Raw genomic sequence first — 24,651 nt, forward strand, 5'->3', positions numbered from 1 at the left:
TCCATCTTTTTGGAGGTTGCAACGACCATGTCTTTTACCCCGCCGCCCAAACGCACTCGGAGGCGTTATTCCCTGGCTGAGAAGGCTGCTCTTTTTGAGGCTTTCGAGCGTTTAGGCAATGCCAATGCCGCTGCCAGAGAGCTGGGTTTTCCTATGCTCACGTGTTATCAGTGGCTTGTTGCTGCAGGGGTTGATGTTGGTGCGCCTCGTCGGCAGCGCCACAATCTTGTCCGTGAGCACTATTTCCGTCTGCGAGATTCGGGCGTTCATCGAGTAGATGCGGCGAAGCAGGCAGGTGTTCATATTCGCACTGCCCAAGATTGGGACAGAGGGATAGTGAAGAAAATTCATTCACGCATCTATCCTGATGGCCATGTTGTCCACTACAACAAGAGTGTGAATGTTCAGGAACGACTTGTTGATGGTGTTCGTATTTCTGTGTTGGAGAAGGTGCTTGATCCGAGGTTTCTCTCACTTGTTGAGCGGGAGAAGATTCGCAGTTTCCACGTCCAGGGCATGAGTATTCGCTCCATGGCTCAGGTGTTGGGCAGGGCTGCTTCAAGCATCAGCAGGGAACTGCGACGCAATAGGGTCGAGGATGTTTATGAGCCCTACACAGCCCATCGGGTTTCTGTCACACGCAGACAAAGACCGAAAACTCGTAAGCTTTTGACACAGCCGATGTTAAAGGCGTTTGTTCAAGAGGGATTAGATAATCAGTGGTCTCCGGAGCAGATTTCTCACAAGTTGGTGGAAGAGTTTCCCGACAGTCAGGAGATGCGAGTGTCACCGGAGACGATCTATCAAACCTTGTATTTGCAGGCTCGTGGTGGTTTGAAGAAAGAGATCCAATCAGCTCTTCGCACGGGACGCACCAGGCGCAAACCCCACAACACGGGGCTTGAACGCCGGCCTCGTTTTGCTGATCCGATGGTGATGATTTCTGAACGTCCTGCCGAAGTTGAAGACAGGGCCGTTCCAGGGCATTGGGAAGGTGATCTCATAGTTGGAACGCAAAACAGGTCAGCGATTGCGACGTTGGTTGAGCGCAGCACACGATATGTGATGCTTGCCCATCTCTCCGGTGATCACACTGCAGAAACAGTTCGTGACGCACTAATCAAAACCATGCAGACCCTGCCAGAGCATTTGCGAGGGTCACTGACGTGGGATCAAGGAATTGAGATGGCAAGGCATAAAGAATTTAGTATCGCCACAGACATGCCTGTCTATTTCTGTGATCCAGCAAGCCCTTGGCAACGCGGTTCCAACGAGAACACCAACGGACTCCTCAGACAGTATTTTCCCAAGGGAACAGACTTGTCAGTGTTTGGGCCTGAAGACCTTGAACGAGTCGCCCTGCAACTCAACGGGCGGCCAAGAAAAACACTCGGCTGGAAAAATCCAGCCGAGTGTTTAAGAGACCTACTAGTGTCGAACTAAATCACGTCAGTGTTGCAACGATCAATTGAATTCGCCCTGCACCGGGGCTTCTTCGTTAAGTTGAGTTCTTAGATTGAGCGATCGTTCGCTGCGTGCAGCTTTGCGGTCTCGTCGTGCCACTGAGCACCCAGACCGGTGAGCTTTTCACGGTGCTTGGAAGCGTGGTGTGCGCAGAAGAGGAGAACACCGCCTGCAGGCATGGTTGCTCGAACATATGCCTGTGCACCGCAGCTGTCGCAGCGGTCGAGGCTGGTGAGCTCGGAGGCTACGTCGGTTGATGCGGTTTCAGTCATTGCTGTTGTCATCTCTCGCTCCTCTTCGTAATGAAGTCCTAAGCACATATAACCATGAAGAGCTGTGTTTTGTGGTCGGAATGCAGGGCATTTCGCTGACCGCGTATCAGGTTCCTGACGCGTGCCTCCGCGGAATTGGGCTCCGAACAAACTACTGTTCAAGAGCGCCACGAAGTAGTTGAGGAGTCGCGTGAGTTCTTCTGAGTATTCCGCTCGCCATCTTTCCGTTTTGGAAGGATTAGAGGCGGTCCGTAAACGTCCCGGTATGTATATCGGAACCACTGACTCTCGTGGACTCATGCACTGCCTGTGGGAGATCATCGACAACTCAGTTGATGAAGCTTTGGGCGGTCACGGTAACTCTATTGAGATCCAACTTCACAAAGACAATAGCGTCGAGGTTCGTGACAAAGCGCGTGGTATTCCTGTTGATGTTGAGCCTAAGACAGGCCTGACTGGTGTTGAGGTTGTCTTCACCAAGCTGCACGCAGGTGGAAAGTTTGGTTCCGGTTCTTATGCCGCTTCCGGTGGTCTCCACGGTGTGGGTGCATCGGTCGTTAACGCGCTGTCAGAGCGCCTCGACGTTGAAGTTGACCGTGATGGCAAGACCTGGGCCATGTCGTTTCGACGTGGCGAACCTGGCGTTTTTGACGACAGCAAGGGAATTGCTCCCAACAATCCCTTCACCCCCTTTGAAGACGGAAGTTCACTCACCGTCAAGGGCAAGGTTGCCAAGGGTGTTACCGGAACCCGTGTGCGCTACTGGGCAGATCAGCAGATTTTCACTCCAGGTGCCTCTTTTCAAACTGAAGATTTAGACTCGCGCGCCCGCCAAACAGCGTTCCTTGTTCCCGGTCTTGAAATGAAGATTACAGACGAGCGTGGTCCCGAAGTCCTTGAATCGAGCTTCAAGTTCAGCGGCGGTATTAGCGAGTTCGCTGAGTTCCTTGCTCCAGATACTGCAGTGACTGACATCTGGCGCCTTTCAGGCGAGGGTAACTTCACGGAGACCGTTCCTGTCTTGGGGCCTGATGGAAATATGGCTCTCACTGAAGTAGAGCGCAGCTGTGGTGTCGATATCGCACTGCGTTGGGGCACCGGTTATGAAACCGAGATGCAGAGCTTCGTCAACATCATCTCCACCCCCAAGGGTGGAACCCACCAGCAAGGTTTTGAACAGGCGCTGCTCAAGGTCATCCGTGCCCAGGTTGATGCGAATTCTCGCAAGCTCAAAGCAGGTAACGACAAGGTTGAGAAAGACGATGTTCTAGCCGGTCTCACTGCTGTAGTGACCGTTCGCGTCCCAGAACCACAGTTCGAAGGTCAGACCAAGGAAGTTCTGGGAACTCCTGCAGTGAAGGCCATTGTTGCCTCTGTTGTTCAGAAGCAACTCACAGCACGCCTGACCTCAACTAAGCGTGACGAGAAGGCACAATCTGCCTTACTGCTGGAAAAGATTGTTTCTGAAATGAAGAGCCGCATCTCGGCTCGCACTCACAAAGAAACTCAGCGCCGAAAGAATGCGCTGGAAACTTCGAGCCTTCCCGCAAAGTTGGTTGATTGTCGAAGCAATGATGTTGAACAGTCCGAACTCTTCATCGTGGAGGGTGACTCGGCACTCGGAACGGCAAAGCTCGCTCGCAATAGTGAGTATCAGGCGTTGCTGCCCATCCGAGGCAAGATCCTCAACGTTCAAAAAGCATCTGTTTCTGACATGCTCAACAACGCGGAATGTGCCTCGATTATTCAGGTGATTGGTGCGGGCTCTGGACGCAGCTTCGATCTTGATGCGGCCCGTTACGGCAAGGTCATCCTGATGTCAGATGCTGATGTTGACGGCGCACACATTAGAACGCTTCTCTTGACTCTCTTCTTCCGTTATATGCGTCCCCTCATTGAAGCAGGGCGCGTGTTTGCCGCTGTTCCGCCACTTCACCGCGTGGTGGTGATTAACCCCGGTACTAAGCCCAACGAAACGATTTATACCTATTCAGAGCCTGAACTTCAGTCCGTATTGGCTGCATTGGCGAAGTCCGGAAAGCGCTACCAAGAGCCCATTCAGCGCTATAAGGGTCTGGGTGAAATGGATGCAGATCAGCTTGCCACCACCACCATGGATCGCTCAGCTCGCACACTGCGCCGTGTTCGTGTGGAGGATGCAGCGATGGCTGACACCGTCTTTGAGCTCTTGATGGGTAATGACGTTGGTCCACGCCGAGACTTCATTATTGAAGGCTCAGCTGGCCTGTCTCGCGACCGAATCGACGTTTAGCTAACGGCGTTGCCCACAAAGGCAACGTCTCCGTCGAGCAAGGTGCCAGAGGCATCGCGCTTGGCTAGCTCAGTGGGAAGTTCGCGGGGCATTCCATCTAGTGCGCTAGCGCGAGGAATTCCCCGGCCCACCCAGGCCAGTGCCAACGCATCTTCTCCCTTGAGGAGAGTTTGTGCGCGAACACCACCGGTGCCACGGCCCTTAGCGGGGAATTCAGAAAGCAGAGATACCTTGGCGCGGCCAGCGTCTGTTCCGAGCAAAGTGTTCATGCTGGTGGAGATGGTGACCACCTGGGCGTCAGCTTCTGGGCCTGCGGTGAAGTAGATCACTCGAGCAGTGTCAGAGACCCGGATACCGGCCATGCCGCCGGCTGCAGCACCCTGGGGGCGAACAGCCTCTGCGCCAAAGTGGAGGAGCTGCGCATCAGAAGTGACAAAGATCAGTTCATCACTCTCTGCTGCGGGAGCGACACCCACAACCGTGTCGGAATCTTTCAACGAGATGATGGCATTGCCAGATTTCACAGGGAATGCATCGGCTTGGATGCGCTTGACGACACCCTCAGAGGTTCCTAGTGCATAGGTGGTTTCTCCGCCGAAGGAAACTAGGCCCACAACCTTCTCGCCAGATTCCAGTTCGACGTAGTCGGAGCTATTGACAGCTGCAGCAAGTGAAACGCTGGAGGCAGGAACCCCAGGAAGTGAAACGGGGGAGAAGTGAACCAAGCGTCCCTTGCTCGTCACAGCACCAATGAGACCTCGACGAGTTGTGGAGATGTTGGAGACAACACCATCATGTGCTGTGCGGTGGGTTCCTTGAGCAATGGGGTCGTCAGCATTATCAAGATCAACACGAGCAAGTCGTCCGCTGGCAGAGAGCAACACGCGGCACGGAGTGTCCTCGATCTGCAGTGCTTCGGGTTGCGCTGAAGCAACACGTGCTGCGGTTGTAGCTGGTGCGACTGTTGAGGTGGACAACACAGTGCGGCGAGGAGTTCCGAGGTTCTTGGAAACCTCGGAAAGCTCCTTGACTACGACATCAATCAGCTTCTTATCGCTGGCGAGAATGGTTTCCAGTTCTGAGATTTCTTTACGCAACGCATCGGCTTCTGCTTCGAGCTCTACTCGAGAGAATTTGGTCAAGCGACGAAGACGCAGTTCCAAGATGTAGTCAGCTTGAGGGACCGAGAGTTCAAACACATCCATCAGACGTGCTCTGGCTTGTTCGGTGTCGTCGCTTTGACGAATGAGCTGAATAACCTCGTCAATGTCCATGATGGCGATGAGCAGACCATCGACCAAGTGAAGACGTTCTTGACGCTTGGTGAGGCGGTGCTGTGAACGACGCTGAACTACCTGCTTGCGGTGGTCGACATAGACGGTGAGCATCTCGCGCAGACCCATGGTTTGTGGGCCACCGTTGACCAGGGCAACGTTATTGATGCTGAAGGAGTCTTCCAGCGGGGTGTAGCGGTAGAGCTGTTCCAAGACGGCTTCAGGGTCGAAACCTGTCTTGATTTCAATCACGAGCTTGAGACCGTGGTGGCGATCCGTGAGGTCGATGACGTTAGAAATACCGTTGAGCTTTTTGCTCGTGACGCCATCTTTGATTTTGTCGATGACCTTTTCAGGACCGACCAGGTAGGGGAGTTCGGTAACTGTGATGCCCATCTTGCGAGGGGAGACGCTTCCGATGGTCACACGAGCACGCGTTTTGAAGCTTCCGCGACCGGTTTCATAGGCTTCGCGGATACCGTCCAAGCCCATGATCACACCACCGGAGGGAAGATCTGGTCCAGGCACGAACGCCATCAGGTCGTCCAGCGATGCCTGGGGGTTCCTCAGGAGGTGAATCGAGGCTTCAATGACCTCAATCAGGTTGTGGGGAGCCATGTTGGTGGCCATGCCCACTGCAATACCGCTCGCACCGTTTACCAGCAGGTTGGGATAGGCCGAAGGAAGAACATCTGGCTGCTGGAACTGGTTGTCATAGTTCGGAACGAAGTCGACGACGTCTTCATCAAGGTTCGCTGTCATGGCAAGTGCAGAAGCAGCGAGGCGGGCTTCGGTGTAGCGGGCAGCAGCAGGGCCGTCATCCAGCGAACCGAAGTTACCGTGTCCATCAATGAGGGGCAGGCGGAGCGAGAAGTCTTGAGCCAGGCGAACGAGGGCGTCATAGATGGAAGCATCACCATGGGGGTGAAGTTTTCCCATCACTTCACCAACAACACGCGCCGACTTTACGTGGCCCTTGTCGGGGCGCAAACCCATCTCACTCATCATGAACAGGATGCGGCGTTGAACGGGCTTGAGGCCGTCGCGTGCATCGGGCAGTGCCCGAGAGTAAATCACCGAGTAGGCATATTCCAGAAACGAGTCCCGCATCTCTGTCGAGACATCGATGTCCTCGATGCGCTCGAGGGCATCATTCGCTGGGGTGGAGGGGACCATATCTGTGATCTTTCGTTACGCATAAGACACAGCAGGCATAGCTGGCAAACCGCGTAACTATGGCAGACTGACGTCGATGTCCATCATGTTACCGAGCCTGAATTCAGCTCAGTTGAGCCTTGCCGACGTGTTGCCAAGTTGCTTATCGAGCCTCGGAATCCAGCAGTTGCCGAATGCTCTTGAGCTTGCTCCTGTGCGCTCTGCTGTTGTTGTGCTGGTTGATGGATTGGGTGCTCAGAATCTTTCATCGGCCTCAGCACATGCTCGTTTTTTGAGCAAGAATTCCTCTCCAGGAACTCATTTGTCGACCGTCTTTCCCAGCACCACAGCTGCGGCTCTTGCTTCCTTCACAACAGGTGCCACCCCGGGGCAACACGGAATGACCGGATATAGGGTCCTCAATCCAGAAACTGGTGAGGTCCTGAATCTCCTCACTGGGCTTGGTGCGCTCACAAGCCCTTCTTCGTGGCTGCGCTGTGATCCTCTCTATGCACTTGCTGAAGAAAACGGAATTACTCCATCAGTAGTCGCACATCCACGTTTTGCCGATACGCCTCTCACTCACATCATCCACGAGGGTGCATTACAGCTCAGCGCCAAAACTATTGATGACCGTGTTCAAGCTGTCCTCAGCACCCTGAACAAGCCCGGTCAACATCTGATTGTTCTCTACATCTCAGAGCTAGATGAGCTCGCCCACAACAAGGGCGTCTCCAGTGCGGAATGGGCCGCAGCGTTGGAGTCTGTTGATGGAGCAATCAAAGAACTCTCTGACCGCATACCTGAGGGAGTGGGGCTCTTTGTCACAGCAGATCACGGTGTGCTGGATGTCAAACAGTCACAACATTTTCTGTATGGACTTGATGTCGACCACATGAGGCACATTGCCCACGTTGGGGGAGAACCTCGCTGCGTACAGCTCTATTTTTCGGAGCATGCCTCACAAGCGGAACGTGCACAGGCAGTGGCGTCCTGGCGTGAAGATTGGTCGGAACTTGCCTGGGTTCTTACTCAAGAAGAAGTCTTAGCAGCCGGACTTTATGGCGACGTCGACTCTGATGTACTGCCTCGCTTGGGCGATGTGTTTGTTCTTGCCAAAAAAGATGTCGCCTTTTATGACGAGCGTGACACGTCTTTGAAAGGCCGAAACATGATTGCTCAACATGGTGGGGTTTCACCCACCGAGCTCGCTATCCCCGGTATTCGCCTCGGAGCATATTCACGCTAGTTAGGCAGGATCGTCATCGGAACGAGTTCCGAAGACAATGTCGTCCCATGAAGGCATTGCAGGACGTCCGTTTTTGCCAATTTGCTTGGAATCATTCTTGGATTCTGAAGGAGCAACCGTTGGAGCTTCCTCAGAGACGGACATATCGAAAGGCTCTGTAAAGTTCAGAGTCGCGTCGAATTCCACCGTTTCACCACTGATGACGGTGTCTTCTGATACCACCTCATGTGAATCGGTTGCCGCACTGACTTCATCCTTGAGCCAGGCTGGGGTGGATTCGCGTTCATTGCGACGCTTGCGCAGAGCTTCGAGGAGATCGGCCGTAGGGCTGTGTTCGCGAGTTTGTTCGGCAGCGGGCGCTTCGACAGTCACCTGTTCGGTCACGGCGGAAACGGTTGCTACCGGTTCAATACTTTGAATGGGCTCAACCACAATGGTGTCAGCAGAATCAACACCCACAGCGCGAAGCTTAGGAATGAGTCCCGTGCTCAGGTCGCCCTTTTGAGAAAGTGTTGACGCGTCACTATTGACGGGAGTGAGAGTTCGCTTGCGGGGCTCAAAAGACCAACGCGCATCGTGCTCAATCCCGTTTGCTGTGAACTCCAGCTTGACAACCCAAGAACCTGATTCTTCCTTCCAGGTTGCCCATCGCTCTGCGGTTGCGTTCAAACCGTGCAAGCGCTGGGTAATAACAGTGCCAAACGCGGTACTGAGGTTTCCGGTTTCCGTTTCCACCGTGGTCTGCGTGGGAACGGACAATGCTGAAGTAATGATGAATTCACGCTCTGCAAGAACGGGAGTTTCGAATCGTTGGATGAGGTCCAAAGTTGCTCCCGTGAGAGCAGAAATTTCTTCATTCGACAGACCTGCACGCAAGTGAGCTTGGATGTCTTTGGGGGAGACGCGTGGTCCGTCTTCGGGAGCGCTTCTGTGACGCAGGCGGCGTAATGACGTCTCATCGACGGGGACGCGGAATTCGTTTCCTTCATCGTCAGAAACAACGAGGGTAGCGCCATCGACATCGGTGACTTTGAGTTCGCGCATAACAGTGTGCTCCTTGGCCAAATTCTGCTGTTTAGAGAATTCCATGGAATGACTCACTTGGGCAGTAGCGCGTGCGCGTGCCGAGCTAATTCCTCCTGTCGGGCAACACGCCCAGTCAGGTTTTTGTGTTTCTGAGCTCAATGAGGCAAACTGTCGGCGCCGGAGCATTTCAACGCCGGTGACGTGACGAATTGGATCTTCAAGATGGCAACTGACTACGACGCACCCCGCAAAACAGATAACGACGACACCGAGTCGATCGAAGCGCTCAAAGAGCGTGTCCCCGACAAGCTCTCCGGAGCTGTTGATGCAGAAGACGCTGACAACCCTGGTGGTTTCGAGCTCGCGGGTGCTGATCTGTCAGATATGGAACTCGACGTTGTCGTTCTTCCACCGCAGGATGACGAGTTCACCTGCGTGAGCTGCTTCCTGGTTAAGCATCGCTCACAGGTTGATCACGAGGAAAAGCTCGGACCTGTTTGCAAGGAATGCGCTTTCTAAATCTTTTTCTATAACAAAAGGGCCGGATGAAAATCTGGCCCTTTTGTTTTGCTATTTTGCTTTTCTGCCTGCACGGAGTGCGGCAACAAGTTCTTCTGGGTGCCGACTCGAGAACAGCCAATAAGGTGTTGGGTCATTGGGGTCAGTGATATCCACGCGCACCACCGGGTTAATCCATCCACGAAGGAAGATCCACGCACGGGCATCCAGTTCTGGCCCACGAGCTGCCACAGCGTAGTTGCCTGAATAAGCACTTACCGCGCCAATGAACTCACGGTTGATGTGTGCCTTTCCGACACGAAGTTCTGTTTCTGTCAGCGTGATGGTCGGTGATGTCGCGAACATAGGTATGACGATCAGCGCATAAACAACAATGGACAAGACAATGCCCAGGGTGAAATTAATGGGTGCCATGACCAAGATGATCGTGGGAATCATTAATGCAGCAATGAGATACATCCACCAGGTAGGCCGTAAAACTTCACGAAACGTCGTCATACATCTATTCGACCACTGTTTTTGGACTAACCTCGACACGTGGCCGAAACAGTTGAAGTTCTCATCACTGCTCAGAACGTTCCCAGTTACTCTCATCCTGGTGATGCCGGGGCCGATCTTTCCTCCGCTGAGGCGTTGACTTTGGCTCCAGGACAGAGAGCGACCGTGGGTACGGGAGTTTCTATCGCCTTGCCAAATGGATACGTCGCCTTTGTTGTTCCCCGTTCTGGCCTTGCTGCAAAGCACGGAATTACGATTGTGAACTCACCCGGCACTGTTGATGCAGGTTATCGAGGAGAGCTCAAAGTGACTCTTCTCAACACGGACCTCTCGGAGCCATTTGAAATTGCAGTGGGGGACCGTATCGCTCAGGTCATCGTGATGCCTGTCACGCAAGCACGTTTTATCCCTGTTGAGAAACTTCCAGTAAGTGAACGCGGAGAATCAGGTTTTGGTTCTACCGGACTCGCTGCACGAAAAGGAAAATAACGATGTCAGGTCCTATTTCAGACGCTAAAAGCGCACCGGCTGATCGTGAAACGACCGGACCCTTCGACGAATCTGAGGTCAGCGGTGTAAGGCCCTATGTTGATTTGGGTTCACTCAAGCTGATTCCTCGTGAAGGCCTCAATCTTCGTTTAGAAGTCGAAGAAGGTTCTGGTCGCGTCGTTGCAGTAGCAATGGATTTCCTCGGCTCTACCCTTCAGGTTCAGGCATTCGCATCTACGCGTTCACAGGGTCTGTGGCACGAAGTGCGAGCACAGCTCACTGAGCAGATTTCTACTCAGGGTGGCCTCGTGGAAGATGCTCTTTCAGAGTTGGGCCCTGAACTGTTGTGCAAAGTTCCCGCACTCGTGGACGGCAAACAGGTTTTCCAAGAGGTTCGCTTTATCGGTGTGGACGGCCCCAGATGGTTCCTTCGTGGAGTTATTGCAGGTCCAGCAGCTACAAACCCTGAACAGGGTGCACGTTTAGTTGAACTCTTTAGAGACATCGTTGTTGTCCGCGGTCAGCAGCCAATGCCTCCTCGTGAACTTATGCCGCTGAAGGTTCCTGAGCAAGCTGCAGGCATTGCTCCTACTCAGCGTTAACGCATGAGCGAGAAACAAGGAGTAGCGGGCCTAGCTTCACAGCTTGGTGGCAGTTCCAATGGCAAACACCCCCTGTGGAATGCCATGGGCGGTGCACTGGGCATTGTTGAGACCGTTCTTCCTGGTCTGCTGTTTGTTGCCGTATTCACTTTCACATTGAATCCTTGGCTGGCCATCTGGATTTCTGTAGGCGCTTCTGTCCTCTTCACTCTGTATCGCCTAATCCGTCGCCAGGCAGCTACCCAAGCACTCGTGGGCCTTGCTGGAGTGGTCCTTTCTGCAGTGCTGGCATTGATGTCTAACAAGCCCGAAGACAACTTTGTGGTCGGAATGGTGACCAACGGTGTTTATGGGCTTGTCTTCCTGCTCTCGATCCTGGTTGGCTGGCCGCTTATTGGTGTCGTAGTTGGCCTTGTTCGTTCTGAAGGAACGAAGTGGCGACAGAATCGACACCACAAGCGTGTCTACATGGGCGTCACAGCGTTGTGGGTTGGAATGTTTTCACTGCGCCTCGCCGTCGAAGTTCCGCTGTATCTAGCTGGAAACGTTGCTGGTCTGGCAACGGCGAAACTGATTCTTGGATTGCCTTTGTATGTACCTGTTCTTGCCTTGACGTGGCTGATCGTGCGCTCTCTCTATCGAGAAAAAACCTCGAATTCGCAGAAATAACTGTCAAAAAGTTCGACTAAGATATATCTTGATATCAAGAGACTTTTTGACTCTTGATGCGCACCACAATTTTTGACCTGCGTAGTACGCCCAATGGAGGAGCAGCACGTGTCGGCAGTAAACAGCTTTGGAGCTAAGAGCACCCTTGAGGTATCTGGAAAGTCATACGAGATTTTCCGCCTCGACTCGGTTCAGGGACACGACAAGTTGCCCTACAGCCTCAAGGTTCTCCTCGAGAACCTTCTGCGCACCGAAGATGGCGCTAACGTCACCGCTGAGCAGATTAAGGCACTCGGAAGCTGGGTTCCCTCAGCTGAGCCCGACACTGAAATCCAGTTCACCCCTGCTCGCGTCATCATGCAGGACTTCACTGGCGTTCCCTGTGTTGTTGACCTTGCAACCATGCGTGAAGCAGTGACCGAACTTGGCGGCGACCCCACCAAGATCAACCCACTCGCCCCTGCAGAGTTGGTTATTGACCACTCCGTTATTGCTGACCTCTACGGTTCAGCAGATGCTCTCGAGCAGAACGTTGAAATTGAATACGAGCGCAACGGTGAGCGCTACCAGTTCCTCCGCTGGGGCCAGACCGCATTCGACGACTTCAAGGTTGTTCCTCCAGGAACCGGTATCGTCCACCAGGTCAACATTGAATACTTGGCACGTGTCACCATGGCTCGCGAAGTTGCTGGCGTGCTCCAGGCATACCCTGACACCTGCGTGGGTACCGACTCTCACACCACCATGGTCAACGGTCTGGGTGTTCTTGGCTGGGGTGTTGGTGGCATTGAAGCCGAAGCTGCAATGCTCGGTCAGCCCGTCTCCATGCTCATTCCTAAGGTTGTCGGCTTCAAGCTTTCTGGCTCGATCCCAACCGGTGTAACCGCAACTGACGTTGTTCTCACCATTACTCAGATGCTGCGTAAGCAGGGAGTTGTGGGCAAGTTCGTCGAGTTCTACGGCCCCGGTGTTTCCTCTGTTCCACTGGCAAACCGCGCCACCATCGGAAACATGAGCCCCGAGTTCGGTTCAACCGCAGCAATGTTCCCTGTTGACGATGTCACCCTGGACTACCTGCGTCTCACCGGTCGTTCCGAAGAGCAGGTCGCCCTCGTTGAGGCATACTCCAAGGCTCAGGGCCTCTGGTTTGACCCCAGCAGTGAGCCCAACTTCTCTGAGTACATGGAGCTCGACCTCTCGACTGTTGTTCCCTCGATCTCAGGTCCAAAGCGTCCCCAGGACCGCATTGAGCTTTCCAAGGCTCAAAGCCAGTTCGCTGAGGACGTCAAGAACTACTCCCACGGTGACTCTGTCAAGGTCAGTGTCGATGGGGGAGAAGAGTTCGAGCTGAAGAATGGTGCCGTCACCATTGCAGCTATCACTTCCTGCACCAACACCTCCAACCCTTCCGTCATGCTCGCTGCTGGTCTTCTAGCACGAAACGCAGTGAAAAAGGGCCTCAAGACCAAGCCTTGGGTCAAGACCACCTTGTCTCCCGGATCCAAGGTCGTCACCGATTACTACGAAAAGGCAGGGGTTACTCCTTACCTTGACGAGCTCGGTTTCTACCCAGTTGGTTACGGCTGCATGACCTGCATCGGTAACTCTGGTCCTCTCAAGGATGAAATCTCTGCGGCAATCAACCACAACGACCTCGCTGTGACTGCTGTTCTTTCGGGTAACCGTAACTTCGAGGGCCGTATTAGCCCCGACGTCAAGATGAACTATCTAGCAAGTCCTCCTTTGGTTATTGCTTATGCACTTGCTGGATCAATGGACTTTGACTTCGAAAAGGACGCTCTCGGAACTGGTTCCGACGGTAACCCTGTCTACCTCAAGGACATCTGGCCTGAGACCGCTGAGGTTGAGAAGGTAATTGGCGAGTCCATCGACACCGCCATGTTTGACCACGAATACTCTTCCGTCTTCAACGGTGATGAGCGCTGGCGCAACCTGCCCACCCCAACCGGTGCAACCTTCGAGTGGGATGCTAAGTCAACCTACGTTCGTAAGCCCCCATACTTCGAAGGTATGAAGAAGGAAACCACTCCTGTCACCGACATTTCTGGTGCTCGCGTTCTCGCGACTCTGGGTGACTCGGTTACTACCGACCACATTTCTCCTGCTGGAAACATTAAGGCGGGCACCCCTGCGGCTGTCTACCTGGACCAGCACGGTGTGGCACGTGCTGACTACAACTCCTACGGATCTCGTCGTGGTAACCACGAAGTGATGATTCGCGGAACCTTCGCGAACATCCGTCTGAAGAACCAGCTCCTTGATGGCGTTGAGGGTGGTTACACTCGCGACTTCACTCAGGCAGATGGACCTCAGTCCTTCATCTATGACGCCAGCGCCAACTACCAGGCTGCCGGAACTCCTCTGGTCATCTTTGGTGGCAAGGAATACGGTTCTGGTTCATCTCGTGACTGGGCAGCTAAGGGAACCGCACTGCTGGGTGTGAAGGCCGTTATTACCGAGAGCTTTGAGCGTATTCACCGCTCTAACCTCATCGGTATGGGTGTTCTTCCTCTCCAGTTCCCTGCAGGTCAGAGCTGGGAGTCCCTGGGTCTTGATGGCACCGAGATCGTCTCGATCGCTGGTGTTGAAGAACTCAACAAGGGAGTCACTCCTAAGACTGTTCGTGTGACTGCAGCTCCTTCTGAGAACTCACCTGCTGGAAAGCAGACCATTGAGTTTGACGCAGTAGTGCGCATCGACACCCCTGGTGAAGCTGACTACTACCGCAATGGCGGAATCCTCCAGTACGTGCTGCGTTCGCTCGTCGCTTAGTCGACGAATTCACAGCACAAACTGGTTCGTTTCCTCATAGACTCGAGCCATGGCAATTTTTGAGACTGTTCACGGTCCACGCGACCTCGACAAGCTCACCAACGACCAACTGATTGAGCTCTCCGGAGAAATCCGTGAGTTCTTGGTGCGCGAGGTAGCCCGCTCTGGCGGGCACCTCGGCCCCAACCTTGGTGTGGTCGAAATGACGATTGCCATTCACCGAGTGTTTGACTCACCCAAGGACTCCATCGTCTTTGACACAGGCCACCAGTCCTACGTGCACAAGCTCCTGACTGGTCGTCAGGATTTTTCCAAGTTGCGCGAAAAGGGCGGCATCGCCGGCTACCCGCAGCGCTCAGAATCTGTTCACGACATCGTGGAAAGTTCGCACGCTTCGAGTTCGTTGTCCTGGGCTGATGGAATTTCTCGCGCCTATTCCATGTCAGGTCAATCAGACCGCCATGTTGTTGCCGTCGTGGGTGATGGTGCACTTACGGGCGGCATGACCTGGGAGGCGCTGAATAACATCAGCCACGACAACTCCCGCAACCTCATCATCATTGTCAACGACAATGGCCGCAGTTATGCCCCCACTATCGGTGGCATGGCCAGGTTCTTGGACAGCGTTCGTACGCGCAAGGGCTACCGCAACCTTCACTTCAGCAGCAGTCGCCTCTTTGCCAAGATGGGCCCCTATGCACGTGCGTTCTATCGCGGTGTTCGTGGCGGTGTTCACGGCTTCTTGAGTCGCTTCACCAACAACCAAGATCTCTATGCCAACCTCGACATCAAATACTTAGGCCCCGTTAACGGTCACGATGTCAAAGCCATGGAAGCTGTTCTGCGTCAGGCAAAGAGCTATGGCGCCCCCGTCATTGTTCACGCCATTACCGAAAAGGGTAAGGGCTACGAACCTGCTCGCCGTGACCTAGATGACCAATTCCACGCCGTGGGCAAGATTGACCCTGCAACCGGTAAAGCCCTGAGCAGTTCCTCAGCTGTGGGGTGGACGGATGTTTTTGGTGACGAGCTCGTTGCCCAGGCAGAGCACAACGACAAGATTGTGGCCATCACGGCAGCAATGTTGCGACCTACCGGTCTTCACAAAATGCTTGAGCGATACCCGGAACGCATCATCGATGTGGGTATTGCAGAACAGCACGCCGTTACCTCAGCTGCTGGTCTTGCATTTGGTGGCATGCACCCGGTCGTTGCTATTTATGCGACGTTCATGAATCGTGCTTTTGACCAAGTTTTGATGGATGTTGCCCTTCACAAAGCTGGCGTCACCTTTGTTCTAGACCGTTCTGGTGTCACTGGTCCTGATGGCCCTAGCCACCACGGTGTGTGGGATTTGGCTATCCTCCAGGTCGTGCCACACATTCGCTTGGCAGCTCCCCGCGACGCTACGCGCCTGCGTGAGGAGCTGGCAGAAGCATTGGCTGTAGATGACGCCCCAACGGTCATTCGTTTCCCCAGAGGCTCTGTGGGGGCTGATATCGAGGCTGTCCGTCGATGTGACGACGGAGTAGATGTTCTCCTTGAAGCAGCCCACAAGGATGTGCTCATTGTTGCCATTGGCGCCTTTGCCACCCTTGGCCTTGAAGTTGCTGCACGTCTTGCTCAGCAGGGAATTGGTGCCACTGTGGTGGACCCTCGCTGGGTCGTCCCTGTTCCCACCAGCATCATTGACATGGCTCGTGACCACCGTTTGGTCATCACACTTGAAGACGGTGTTCGTGTCGGTGGTATCGGAACACGCATCCGTCAAGACCTCCGCAGTGCCGGGGTCGACACGGCCGTTGATGAATTGGGTCTACCCGACGAATTCCTCGATCACGGAACCCGTGAAGAAATCCTCGCTGAGGCAGGATTGACTGCACAAGACATCGCACGCGATGTCGTTGCACAGGTTCTTGGAAGCAAGATTCCTGTGGCTAGGCCGCTTCCTGAAGAGTCACAGGTGAGTGACTCACTGCGCGCCGAATAGTTTTACTTCGTCGTTCCCGCGATGGGCGGGTTGTGGAAGGTGTCACCAAAGACGCGTTGGCTTGCGCCAATGCGGTCGAGGAATGGTGTTGCTCCACCCATCTGGAATGGCCAGCCAGCGCCCATAATCATGCACAGATCAATGTCCTGGGCAGCACTGACAACCTTTTCATCCAGCATGCGGTGAATCTCATCCGCCAGACCATCTTCAATGCGCAGACGAATCTGATCCGCAGTCATGGGGCTCGTGCCACCCTTCACGATTGCTTCAGCTCCACGGTCATAACCGGTGATTTTGCCCGTGCGGCCTCGAACAATGATGGAACCATGTTCTGCCAGCTTGTGGAGGTTGTCGCTGCGGAAAAAGCGATCAGGGAATGCTGCATGGTGAGTATCAAGAACGTGCGCACCGACCTTGAGACCAACCAGGTCAAGTAGTTCAAACGGCGCCATCGGCATACCGAAGGAAGCAACTGACTCATCAACGGTCTTGAACGATGTTCCGGTGTCAACAGCATGCATCGCTTCACCGAGCAAGCGAGCGAGGAGGCGGTTGACGACGAATCCGGGGGAGTCCGTCGTGATAACTGCGGTCTTGCCCAGTTTCTTGGCGGTGTCCATTGCTGTTGCCAGTGCAATCTCGTTGGTGTGAGGAGCATTCACCACTTCAACAAGTGGCATTACTGCCACAGGGTTGAAGAAGTGGAAGCCGACCAAACGCTCGGGGTGCTTGAGCTTGGCGCCAATTTCATTGACGGACAGGCTTGAGGTGTTGGTGGCCAAAATTGCGTCTTCTGAAATGAACTGTTCAATGTTGGCAAAAACATCTTGCTTGACGCTGAGTTCTTCAAAGACTGCTTCGATAACCCAGTCAGCATCCGAGAAGGCAGCAGGGTTAGTGGTTCCGCTCACCAATGCCTGGAGGCGCTGGTTTTCATCAGAGGAGATGCGACCCTTGTCATGCATCGCTTGAATTTCAGCATGGATGTAGGCCAAAGCCTCGTCTAACTTGTCCTGGTTAATGTCGGTAAGAACCACAGGCACTTTGAGCTTGCGGACAAAAAGAAGCGCAAACTGCCTTGCCATGAGGCCAGCACCGATAACGCCGACTTTGCCCACGGGACGAGCAAGCTTGGGATCTGGTGCACCGGCTGGCTTCTTTGCTCGCTTTTGCACGAGATCAAAGGCATACATCGACGCTTGGAACTGGTCGCCCACAATCAGAGAAGCAATTGCTTCGTCTTCTCGGGCGAAAGCAGCTTCTTTATCTACCTTCCGAGCTTGTTCGAGCAATTCGAGGGCAACGTAAGGGGACTTGGCAACAGTTCCGAGCTTGTCTTCCACACTCTTCTTGGCAATGTTCACAGCCAAGTTCCACTTGGCGAGGCGTTCGACCTTGCCTGGTTGGTTTGGGCGATGAGGCTGGTGTTCGTTGAGTACAGAATCTGCCCACAGGATGGATTCTTCGAGGAATCGGGCAGAACCGAACATGGCATCAGCGATGCCGAGCTCGAAAGCAGCTGAGGCGTTGAGCATGCGGTTGTTCTTGAGGGGGTTCTCAATAACGACCTTGAGAGCATTCTCAATGCCGATCAGGTTGGGGAGAAGGTAAGCGCCGCCCCAGCCAGGAATGAGGCCTAAGAACACCTCGGGAAGAGCAATCGCACTGACGTTCGCATCAACAGTGCGGTAATCAGCGTTGAGGGCAACTTCTAGGCCACCACCTAAGGCCAAACCATTGATGAAGACAAAAGAGGGAACTCCGAGTTGTCCGAGGCGTCCCAAGGCACGGTGGCCGAGCTGAGCAAGCTTGACCGCCATTGCTTTACTGGGGACTTCACCAACACGGCTGAGGTCTGCACCTGCAGCAAGGATGAATTCTTTACCGGTAACAGCAACACCGTGGATTTCTCCCTGTGCGGCACGATCGCTGAGCGCAACGAGTGTCTTGTCGAGCTCGAGCAGTCCCTGAGGTCCCAAGGTGTTTGGACGCTTGTAGTCGAGTCCGTTATCCAAGGTGACCAAAGCCAAGACCTTGCCACTGGGCAGCGGAATGTCTCGAACAAAGCTGTGCGTGACGACTTCTTCCTCGCTGAGAGCTAGGAGGTCTGTGAAATCAATGGCGTCGTAATTAGTCATTACTTAGCTCCCTTGTAGTGAGGGTTTTCCCAAATGACGGTGCCACCTTGACCCAAACCGATACACATCGTGGTCATGCCGTAGCGAACTTCTGGGTGACGTTCGAACTGGTGTGCCAGTTGAATCATGAGTCGAACACCACTGCTGGCGAGAGGGTGGCCCAGGGCAATAGCGCCACCGTACTCGTTTACACGGGGGTCATCATCGGCAATGCCGAAGTAATCCAGGAATGCGAGAACCTGCACCGCGAACGCTTCGTTTACTTCAAAGAGTCCAATGTCCTTGATGTCGAGCCCTGCTTTGCGCAGTGCCTTCTCAGTGGCAGGAACGGGGCCAATTCCCATGACCTCTGGTTCAACACCAGCAAAGGCGAAGGAAACCATGGTCATTTTGACGCCCAGGCCAAATTGCTCAGCTGCTTCCTCGCTAGCAAGCATGCAGATAGTTGCGCCATCGTTGAGACCACTGGCATTACCCGCTGTGACACGACCGTGTGGACGGAACGGAGTTTTGAGGGAAGCCAAGCCTTCCAGGGTTGTTTCTGGTCGAGGAGCTTCGTCTACTGTCGCGAGAGTCCAACCTTCGGCCGTTTTAGCCGAGACGGGAATGAGATCGGGCTGGATATATCCGGCTTCGTATGCCGCAGAAACCTTCTGCTGTGAGCGCAGTGCATAGGCATCTGCACGTTCTTTAGTCAGGTGAGGGAAACGGTCATGCAGACGCTCGGCCGTGGCACCCATATTGAGGGCATCCGCGCTTACTAGCTTCTCTGCGAGGAATCGTGGGTTGGGGTCAGCGTTGAAGCCCATAGGGTGACGACCCATGTGTTCAACACCACCGGCAAGAACAATGTTGTAGGAGCCCATCGCAATACCGCCAGCGGTCGTAGTGACAGCGGTCATTGCGCCAGCACACATGCGGTCAATAGCGAATCCGGGAACGTGGCGGGGGAGACCAGCCAAGATTCCCGCCGTGCGACCTAATGTCAGACCCTGGTCGCCCTGTTGAGTAGTGGCCGCGATGGCAACATCGTCGATCTCTTCAACGGGAACAGCAGGATTGCGCTCGAGAAGGCCCATCATTGCCTTCACGATGAGGTCATCGGCACGTGTCTGCCAGAACATCCCCTTCTCACCGGCACGGCCAAAGGGTGTTCTCACACCATCGACAAATACAACACGATTTCCCGCTGTCATGATTTCCTCTCGAAGCGTCGTTGCTATCTTGATGCTAGTTCGTGGGATTCAGCTGTGAAAGACGGCTGATGTTCTCTACGAAACCTCTGCAGGTTCTTCAGGTACTTTTTGGTCTGCTTCAACAAAAGCATTCGAAATCAGTGCACACGTCTCCGTTATTTGCCATACACGTGCACCGTGCTTTTTCAATGCTGCCGAGATGCTCACCACGGTGATCGGGCTGGGCGGGGCCCAGGAAAGCTCTCGAAGAATGCTGGGAGTGAGCAAGTTCTCAACTGGCATAGATAGTTCTTCCGCGCGTGCTGAGAGTGCTTCTCGAGCAGTTTGAAGACGCTCGAGTGCCTCGGGCTTGCGATCAACCCATGCACGAGGTGGTGGCAGGGTGTCACTGGGAACTCGCATAACGGGAAGCGAGTCATCTTTCAGGCCGATAAGGACCGCATCCCACCAGGTGTCGAGAAGGCTCTTACTCGCGCGACCGTTGAATTCTTTGAGCCCGATGAGTTCTGACTTGTTCGTCAGAGTCGATCGACTGGCCGCAACAATGGCGCTGTCGGGAATGAGTCGACCTGGTGAAACATCACGACGCTGAGCTACCTCATCCCGGGCGTTCCAGAGTGCACGTGCGACGGCGAGCTGCCTAGGAGTGCGCAGTGTGTGAAGTCCTGAGATTCGGCGCCAGGGTTCTGCGCTCACAATCTTCTCAGGCTTATCGAGGGTTGCTTGAAATTCTTCCTGCGCCCAGGAAAGTTTGTTGGATTCGATAAGAAGCTTTTCAATCTCGTCTCGAACATCAACGAGGAGCTCAACATCAAGAGCTGCATATTTCAGCCACGGCTCTGGAAGCGGACGAGTAGACCAGTCTGCTGCACTGTGTTCTTTAGCTAAATGAATCCCTAGCAGTGACTCAACTACAGGACCCAGTCCTACGCGCTCCATGCCCAGCAGTCGGGCTGAAAGTTCCGTATCGAAGATCCGTGCAGGGGTGATGCCCACTTCGCGCAAGCAAGCTAGGTCTTGGCTGGCGGCGTGGAGAACCCATTCTTCATCAGCGTTCTGGAGAAACAACTGCGACATGTCACCAATTGCAGGGGGATCAAAGAGGAAGGTTCCTGCTTCGCGGCGGTGAACTTGGATCAGATAGGCGCGTTGAGAGTAGGTAAATCCTGAAGCGCGCTCAGCATCAATGGCCAGCGGGCCCGTTCCTGATGTAATTACTTCACACGCTTCGAGAAATTCTGCAGCGTTATCAATGACGCGAACGCTAACCACGCTCCCTGCGGCGGGCGGTCAGGCTTACGGCATCTGCAGTGGGAGGAAGTCCTGCAAGCATGCACAGGAGCTCGCCCCACGCTTCTGCTTGCTCACCCATCTGTGGAGATGCAGGTGACCAGGATGCACGAAGTTCTATTTGTGCACCTTCGCCAGCATCGGCGAGTTCACCAAAGCCGGTGGAAAGGATACGAGTAGCTGTACCCGAAGCGTTGAAATAGTCCGCTTCTCGAATTGTTAACGCATCAGTGAGCCACGACCATGCCACGTTGGCAAGGAAAGGATCTAGACCAATTTCGGCCTCCAGGGGTGCCTGAGCAAAAGCAACCACGCGGAAAGGCCCACCCCATGACTCTGGCTCTGCAGGGTCATAAAGAAGAATGAAACGGCCTGTGCCGTGCTGCGATTCGTGCTCGTGTTCAGCGATGAGGACGTCAGCAGCTAAGGCGTAGCTATAGGGGGCAACGCCTGAGGGAGAGTCAATTTGACGAACGGTGAGTTCTTCGCGGAAGGCAACAGAACTGATGCTTTCAACAGCAAGTTTGAATGCCTCAGGCAGGTTCTCGGTGACGCTCACATCTTGACCCTAAAGTCGCGGCATTACTGGTGCTCTACGGCTCGCCGCCAATATTGGAAAGTCATGCTGTGAGAGGCGTCGCTCAGTGTTGAAACAAGCGCTAAGTCAGAACTTTCACCGAGGAAATCTGGGAGGGGTGCATTCTCAACAGTGCCAATACGTGTGAGTGCAAAATCATCGAATCCGATGGTTTCACTCAGCAATTGGGCAGTTGCCTTGCCGCCTTCACACAAGATGTTTATGTCGGAATCTCGAAGAGAGTGCAAGAGTGCTGAAACGCTGGGGTAACTCGAGACTCGGGATGAATCTGGACACGAATCCCAGGGAATGTTTCCTGATTGGGAGAGAACTGCCATACGCCCCTGAGGCGGCAGGAACCAACCCTCTGCTCGAATAGACGCAGCACCCACGATGAGAACATCTGTTGCATTTCGAATGATTCTGAGAAGACGGCGGTCTTCGCCGGAGGTGAGTGAATTCGATGTGCCGTCGTCTCCCGTGCTGGAGTCATCAGAATCCAGAAGCATATTGAGGCGGAAGCTGCGCTCCTGTGGCCAGCTATAGAGATCACTGAGTTGTTCATCACTCAGAAGTGAAATCTCCATGATTAGCCCTGTGTTTTCTCGCGGATCTGACGCTTCATGCGCCAGAGCATTCCTGTCATTCCTCGCACACGCAGAGGAGAGATAAGGGTATTCAGGCCGAGCGTGCTGGGGAAGTCATCAGGAACACCCAGTGCTTCCTCGACAGAGAGTCCGGTCAGGCCCTGAGCGAGAATGCTTGCGAAGCCGCGAGTAGTGGGTGCTTGTTCCGGAGCGGTGGCAAAGACAGAAACTGTGTTGTTCTCTACCTCAACGAAGATGTAGACCGGCGACTGGCACTCTTCAACCTTTTCGAGCAGTTCAGGATGGTCTGCATATCTCGTAGGAAGTTCAGGGAGTTCTTCAGCAAATTCGATGAGGAGCTGAATCTTGTCTTTATCGCCCAGGTCAAGAAAATCGTCGCGGGTTTCAGCGAGTGCAGCAGGAAGCTCAGTCATGATGACTCCATCTTCTCAGGTATTCGCTAGGCAAAAAGAATGGGAGCCAACCGAAGTTGACTCCCATCTCCACTAATCGACCAGTGCGCCTGGTTCGGTGCCCTTGACAATCGGCACACGAACGGCAGACCCCCATTCGGTCCAGGAGCCGTCGTAGTTGCGAACTCCGGTGAATCCGAGGAGGTAGTTCAGGACAAACCAGGTGTGGCTTGAACGCTCACCAATGCGGCAGTAGGCAATGATGTCATCGCCAGGCTTGAGACCAGCACCATCAAGATAAAGGGCTTCGAGATCAGCACGGTTCTTGAAGGTGCTGTCTTCGTTAGCGGCACGAGCCCAGGGAACGCTTGCCGCGCCGGGGATGTGACCACCGCGCAAGGCGCCCTCTTCAGGATAAGCAGGCATGTGAGTGCGCTCACCTGAATATTCTTCAGGGCTGCGCACATCAATCATGGGCTTACCAATGTGGGCAAGAGTGTCGCTGAGGTATGCACGGATTGGAGCGTCGTTGCGCTCCACAACGGGGTAGCTGGAGCGAACAATCTCTGGTTGTTCCTTGGTGAGCTCGCGGCCTTCTGCGATCCACTTGTCGCGGCCACCATCAAGCAGGCGGACATCTTCGTGGCCAAAGAGTTTGAAAACCCAGAGAGCATATGCAGCCCACCAGTTGCTCTTGTCGCCATAAATCACAACGGTGGTGTCGCGGGAGATTCCCTTTGAACTCAAGAGCTCTGCAAATGCCTCACCCTGAACATAGTCACGAAGGACGGGGTCGTTGAGGTCGGTGTGCCAGTCGATTTTGACGGCGCCAGGGATGTGACCAATTTCATAGAGAAGAACATCTTCATCTGATTCCACAACAACAAGGTTGGGGGTGTTGAGGTTCGCAGCGAGCCATTCAGTGCTCACAATCGCTTCTGGGTGTGCGTATTCGGCAAACTTCGGGCTGTTATCGATAGGTACGCTCATAGCTCCATTTTTCTTATCTCACGATGCACGGTTCAAGCCCGGCAGGAATATATGCCAATAGGCTTGTGGTGCACCTTCGAGACTACGTACAGATTCTGTAAGTGCCAACCCCACAGCCACGATTCACACCTTATGTTGAGGAATATTTCACGCGATGACTTCCACCATTTCCCTGGTCGAACGCCATCCGACCCTTGATGCAGGGTCAATTGTCAGCAGCCTGGTTCCACCGCCGCAGTTCGTAGAAGCGCGATTCGACAACTACATTCCGAACCCTGATTTCCCTTCACAAGAAGAGGCACGTCACATCTTGGAAGAGTTTGCGTCGAAAAACACCTCCGTCATCAAGCAAGGCAAACTTTTTGGTCGCACCAAGAAAGTCGAAGAGTTTCCTCCGGGGGTCTACCTCGATGGTGGTTTCGGCGTTGGTAAAACTCACCTTCTGGCTGCCTCCTGGAATATTGCCTCGGGCAAGAAGTATTTCGGCACTTTCTTGCAGTACACCTCACTTGTAGGTGCACTGGGTTACGTCAAAGCAGTTGAAGCGCTCAAGGGTGCAAGCCTGATTTGTATCGATGAGTTCGAACTCGATGATCCAGGCGACACCATGATGATGACCCGAATGTTAGGGGAGTTGGTTGCTGGCGGTACCCGAATTGCGGCCACAAGCAACACACCACCTGCCGCATTGGGTGAAGGACGTTTTGCTGCTGCTGACTTCTTGCGCGAAATTCAGGCTCTTGCCTCCAACTTCCGCACTCTCCGTATTGACGGAACCGACTACCGTCAGCGCACTGCTGAAGGAGTATCCCGCGTACTCAGTTCTTCCGAACTTACTTCTGCTGTTGAAAGCAAGAGCAACGAGGGTCTCACCGTTTCATCCGACTCGTTTGATTCACTTCTGGCACATTTAGCAACGGTTCACCCCTCTGTATACGTCCGCCTGCTCGAGGGGCTTGATGTGATTGCGCTCTCTGATGTCCACGTGATTGTGAATCAGACTGATGCGCTTCGACTCGTTGCATTTATTGACCGTGTCTATGACGCCCAGATACCCATCATTGCTAGTGGAAGTCCACTCTCTGAGGTCTTTGGTGGAGACATGATTCACGGTGGATACCGCAAGAAGTATTTACGTTGTGTTTCTCGTCTGATTGCTCTGACCAATTCCTAAGCAGAAATACGCCG

At 54.0% G+C, this 24,651-nt stretch carries 21 protein-coding genes; 10 read left to right on the forward strand and 11 right to left on the reverse strand.

All coding sequences use genetic code 11. The annotated features are described in order from the left end of the window. The first annotated feature begins 27 nt into the window (after positions 1-27). The gene (locus AURMO_RS03675; RefSeq protein WP_420807778.1) at positions 28-1,443 is read left to right on the forward strand and encodes an IS30 family transposase; all 1,416 of its coding nucleotides are present in this window, start codon (positions 28-30) and stop codon (positions 1,441-1,443) included. Positions 1,444-1,511: 68 nt separating this feature from the next. Here AURMO_RS03675 and AURMO_RS03680 read toward each other — a convergent pair whose 3' ends face one another. After that, on the reverse strand, positions 1,512-1,748 hold the full coding sequence (locus tag AURMO_RS03680; RefSeq protein WP_110233210.1) for a DUF7455 domain-containing protein: 237 nt from the start codon (positions 1,746-1,748) through the stop codon (positions 1,512-1,514). A gap of 178 nt (positions 1,749-1,926) precedes the next feature. On the opposite strand from AURMO_RS03680, the gene AURMO_RS03685 reads away from it, so the two are divergent. Further along, positions 1,927-4,008, forward strand: a complete 2,082-nt coding sequence (locus tag AURMO_RS03685) for a DNA gyrase/topoisomerase IV subunit B (RefSeq protein ID WP_110233211.1) — start codon at positions 1,927-1,929, stop codon at positions 4,006-4,008. On the opposite strand, the gene AURMO_RS03690 is transcribed toward AURMO_RS03685, so the two are convergent. Further along, positions 4,005-6,458, reverse strand: a complete 2,454-nt coding sequence (locus tag AURMO_RS03690) for a DNA gyrase/topoisomerase IV subunit A (protein WP_110233212.1) — start codon at positions 6,456-6,458, stop codon at positions 4,005-4,007. The genes AURMO_RS03685 and AURMO_RS03690 overlap by 4 nt on opposite strands. 76 nt (positions 6,459-6,534) lie before the next feature. Here AURMO_RS03690 and AURMO_RS03695 point away from each other — a divergent pair, with 76 nt between their 5' ends. After that, on the forward strand, positions 6,535-7,686 hold the full coding sequence (locus tag AURMO_RS03695; RefSeq protein ID WP_110233213.1) for an alkaline phosphatase family protein: 1,152 nt from the start codon (positions 6,535-6,537) through the stop codon (positions 7,684-7,686). Here the strand turns inward: AURMO_RS03695 and sepH are convergent, their stop codons facing one another. Next, entirely contained in the window at positions 7,687-8,730 is a 1,044-nt protein-coding gene (sepH, locus tag AURMO_RS03700) for a septation protein SepH (RefSeq protein WP_162532660.1), read from the reverse strand. A gap of 204 nt (positions 8,731-8,934) precedes the next feature. Here sepH and AURMO_RS03705 point away from each other — a divergent pair, with 204 nt between their 5' ends. After that, complete coding sequence (locus AURMO_RS03705; protein WP_110233215.1) at positions 8,935-9,231, forward strand: DUF4193 domain-containing protein; 297 nt, start codon at positions 8,935-8,937, stop codon at positions 9,229-9,231. Between the two features lie 51 nt (positions 9,232-9,282). Here AURMO_RS03705 and AURMO_RS03710 read toward each other — a convergent pair whose 3' ends face one another. Further along, the gene (locus tag AURMO_RS03710) at positions 9,283-9,729 is read right to left on the reverse strand and encodes a DUF3093 domain-containing protein (RefSeq protein WP_162532661.1); all 447 of its coding nucleotides are present in this window, start codon (positions 9,727-9,729) and stop codon (positions 9,283-9,285) included. Positions 9,730-9,768: 39 nt separating this feature from the next. On the opposite strand from AURMO_RS03710, the gene dut reads away from it, so the two are divergent. From dut to dxs, 5 genes are all read left to right on the forward strand, one after another. Continuing rightward, the gene (gene dut, locus AURMO_RS03715) at positions 9,769-10,218 is read left to right on the forward strand and encodes a dUTP diphosphatase (protein WP_110233217.1); all 450 of its coding nucleotides are present in this window, start codon (positions 9,769-9,771) and stop codon (positions 10,216-10,218) included. Between the two features lie 2 nt (positions 10,219-10,220). Continuing rightward, positions 10,221-10,820 carry a DUF3710 domain-containing protein gene (locus AURMO_RS03720; RefSeq protein ID WP_110233218.1) on the forward strand — a complete coding sequence of 200 codons (600 nt, stop codon included), beginning with the start codon at positions 10,221-10,223 and terminating at the stop codon, positions 10,818-10,820. Between the two features lie 3 nt (positions 10,821-10,823). Then, positions 10,824-11,489 carry a DUF3159 domain-containing protein gene (locus tag AURMO_RS03725; RefSeq protein WP_110233219.1) on the forward strand — a complete coding sequence of 222 codons (666 nt, stop codon included), beginning with the start codon at positions 10,824-10,826 and terminating at the stop codon, positions 11,487-11,489. Between the two features lie 93 nt (positions 11,490-11,582). Beyond that, positions 11,583-14,282, forward strand: coding sequence for an aconitate hydratase AcnA (gene acnA, locus AURMO_RS03730; RefSeq protein WP_204163639.1), 2,700 nt, complete (start codon positions 11,583-11,585; stop codon positions 14,280-14,282). Between the two features lie 49 nt (positions 14,283-14,331). Next, on the forward strand, positions 14,332-16,272 hold the full coding sequence (dxs, locus tag AURMO_RS03735; protein ID WP_110233221.1) for a 1-deoxy-D-xylulose-5-phosphate synthase: 1,941 nt from the start codon (positions 14,332-14,334) through the stop codon (positions 16,270-16,272). 2 nt (positions 16,273-16,274) lie between these two features. On the opposite strand, the gene AURMO_RS03740 is transcribed toward dxs, so the two are convergent. The 7 genes from AURMO_RS03740 to AURMO_RS03770 all read right to left on the reverse strand — a co-directional run bounded on the left by AURMO_RS03740 (position 16,275) and on the right by AURMO_RS03770 (position 23,463). Continuing rightward, positions 16,275-18,410 (reverse strand): 3-hydroxyacyl-CoA dehydrogenase NAD-binding domain-containing protein, encoded by a 2,136-nt coding sequence (locus AURMO_RS03740; protein WP_110233222.1) that lies wholly within the window; start codon positions 18,408-18,410, stop codon positions 16,275-16,277. Further along, positions 18,410-19,606 (reverse strand): thiolase family protein, encoded by a 1,197-nt coding sequence (locus tag AURMO_RS03745; protein WP_110233223.1) that lies wholly within the window; start codon positions 19,604-19,606, stop codon positions 18,410-18,412. Before AURMO_RS03745 ends, AURMO_RS03740 begins: the two co-directional genes overlap by 1 nt. A gap of 75 nt (positions 19,607-19,681) precedes the next feature. Further along, positions 19,682-20,878, reverse strand: a complete 1,197-nt coding sequence (locus AURMO_RS03750) for a ribonuclease D (protein ID WP_110233224.1) — start codon at positions 20,876-20,878, stop codon at positions 19,682-19,684. After that, positions 20,871-21,455: a DUF3000 domain-containing protein gene (locus tag AURMO_RS03755; protein WP_110233225.1), complete on the reverse strand. Its 585-nt coding sequence runs from the start codon at positions 21,453-21,455 to the stop codon at positions 20,871-20,873. Before AURMO_RS03755 ends, AURMO_RS03750 begins: the two co-directional genes overlap by 8 nt. 23 nt (positions 21,456-21,478) lie before the next feature. Next, a complete protein-coding gene (locus AURMO_RS03760; RefSeq protein WP_110233226.1) occupies positions 21,479-22,060 on the reverse strand; it encodes a hypothetical protein in 582 nt (193 codons plus the stop codon). 2 nt (positions 22,061-22,062) lie between these two features. After that, entirely contained in the window at positions 22,063-22,494 is a 432-nt protein-coding gene (locus AURMO_RS03765) for a SufE family protein (protein WP_110233227.1), read from the reverse strand. 72 nt (positions 22,495-22,566) lie between these two features. Then, positions 22,567-23,463 carry a sulfurtransferase gene (locus AURMO_RS03770; protein WP_110233228.1) on the reverse strand — a complete coding sequence of 299 codons (897 nt, stop codon included), beginning with the start codon at positions 23,461-23,463 and terminating at the stop codon, positions 22,567-22,569. A gap of 154 nt (positions 23,464-23,617) precedes the next feature. Between AURMO_RS03770 and zapE the strand changes: the two genes are divergently transcribed. Further along, a complete protein-coding gene (gene zapE, locus AURMO_RS03775) occupies positions 23,618-24,637 on the forward strand; it encodes a cell division protein ZapE (RefSeq protein ID WP_110233229.1) in 1,020 nt (339 codons plus the stop codon). Positions 24,638-24,651 lie beyond the last annotated feature (14 nt).

The organism is Aurantimicrobium photophilum, from assembly GCF_003194085.1.
In the GTDB taxonomy this organism is placed as follows: Bacteria; Actinomycetota; Actinomycetes; order Actinomycetales; family Microbacteriaceae; genus Aurantimicrobium; species Aurantimicrobium photophilum.

What these genes read in the sequence shown, in the direction of transcription:
- AURMO_RS03675 (WP_420807778.1), top strand. Translation starts at nt 28, where the DNA reads ATGTCTTTTACCCCGCCGCCCAAACGCACTCGGAGGCGTTATTCCCTG.
- AURMO_RS03760 (WP_110233226.1), bottom strand. Translation starts at nt 22,060, where the DNA reads ATGGAGATTTCACTTCTGAGTGATGAACAACTCAGTGATCTCTATAGC.
- zapE (WP_110233229.1), top strand. Translation starts at nt 23,618, where the DNA reads ATGACTTCCACCATTTCCCTGGTCGAACGCCATCCGACCCTTGATGCA.
- AURMO_RS03680 (WP_110233210.1), bottom strand. Translation starts at nt 1,748, where the DNA reads ATGACAACAGCAATGACTGAAACCGCATCAACCGACGTAGCCTCCGAG.
- AURMO_RS03765 (WP_110233227.1), bottom strand. Translation starts at nt 22,494, where the DNA reads ATGACTGAGCTTCCTGCTGCACTCGCTGAAACCCGCGACGATTTTCTT.
- AURMO_RS03705 (WP_110233215.1), top strand. Translation starts at nt 8,935, where the DNA reads ATGGCAACTGACTACGACGCACCCCGCAAAACAGATAACGACGACACC.
- dxs (WP_110233221.1), top strand. Translation starts at nt 14,332, where the DNA reads ATGGCAATTTTTGAGACTGTTCACGGTCCACGCGACCTCGACAAGCTC.
- AURMO_RS03690 (WP_110233212.1), bottom strand. Translation starts at nt 6,458, where the DNA reads ATGGTCCCCTCCACCCCAGCGAATGATGCCCTCGAGCGCATCGAGGAC.
- AURMO_RS03710 (WP_162532661.1), bottom strand. Translation starts at nt 9,729, where the DNA reads ATGACGACGTTTCGTGAAGTTTTACGGCCTACCTGGTGGATGTATCTC.
- AURMO_RS03770 (WP_110233228.1), bottom strand. Translation starts at nt 23,463, where the DNA reads ATGAGCGTACCTATCGATAACAGCCCGAAGTTTGCCGAATACGCACAC.
- sepH (WP_162532660.1), bottom strand. Translation starts at nt 8,730, where the DNA reads ATGCGCGAACTCAAAGTCACCGATGTCGATGGCGCTACCCTCGTTGTT.
- AURMO_RS03740 (WP_110233222.1), bottom strand. Translation starts at nt 18,410, where the DNA reads ATGACTAATTACGACGCCATTGATTTCACAGACCTCCTAGCTCTCAGC.
- AURMO_RS03725 (WP_110233219.1), top strand. Translation starts at nt 10,824, where the DNA reads ATGAGCGAGAAACAAGGAGTAGCGGGCCTAGCTTCACAGCTTGGTGGC.
- acnA (WP_204163639.1), top strand. Translation starts at nt 11,583, where the DNA reads ATGGAGGAGCAGCACGTGTCGGCAGTAAACAGCTTTGGAGCTAAGAGC.
- AURMO_RS03695 (WP_110233213.1), top strand. Translation starts at nt 6,535, where the DNA reads ATGTCCATCATGTTACCGAGCCTGAATTCAGCTCAGTTGAGCCTTGCC.
- AURMO_RS03720 (WP_110233218.1), top strand. Translation starts at nt 10,221, where the DNA reads ATGTCAGGTCCTATTTCAGACGCTAAAAGCGCACCGGCTGATCGTGAA.
- AURMO_RS03745 (WP_110233223.1), bottom strand. Translation starts at nt 19,606, where the DNA reads ATGACAGCGGGAAATCGTGTTGTATTTGTCGATGGTGTGAGAACACCC.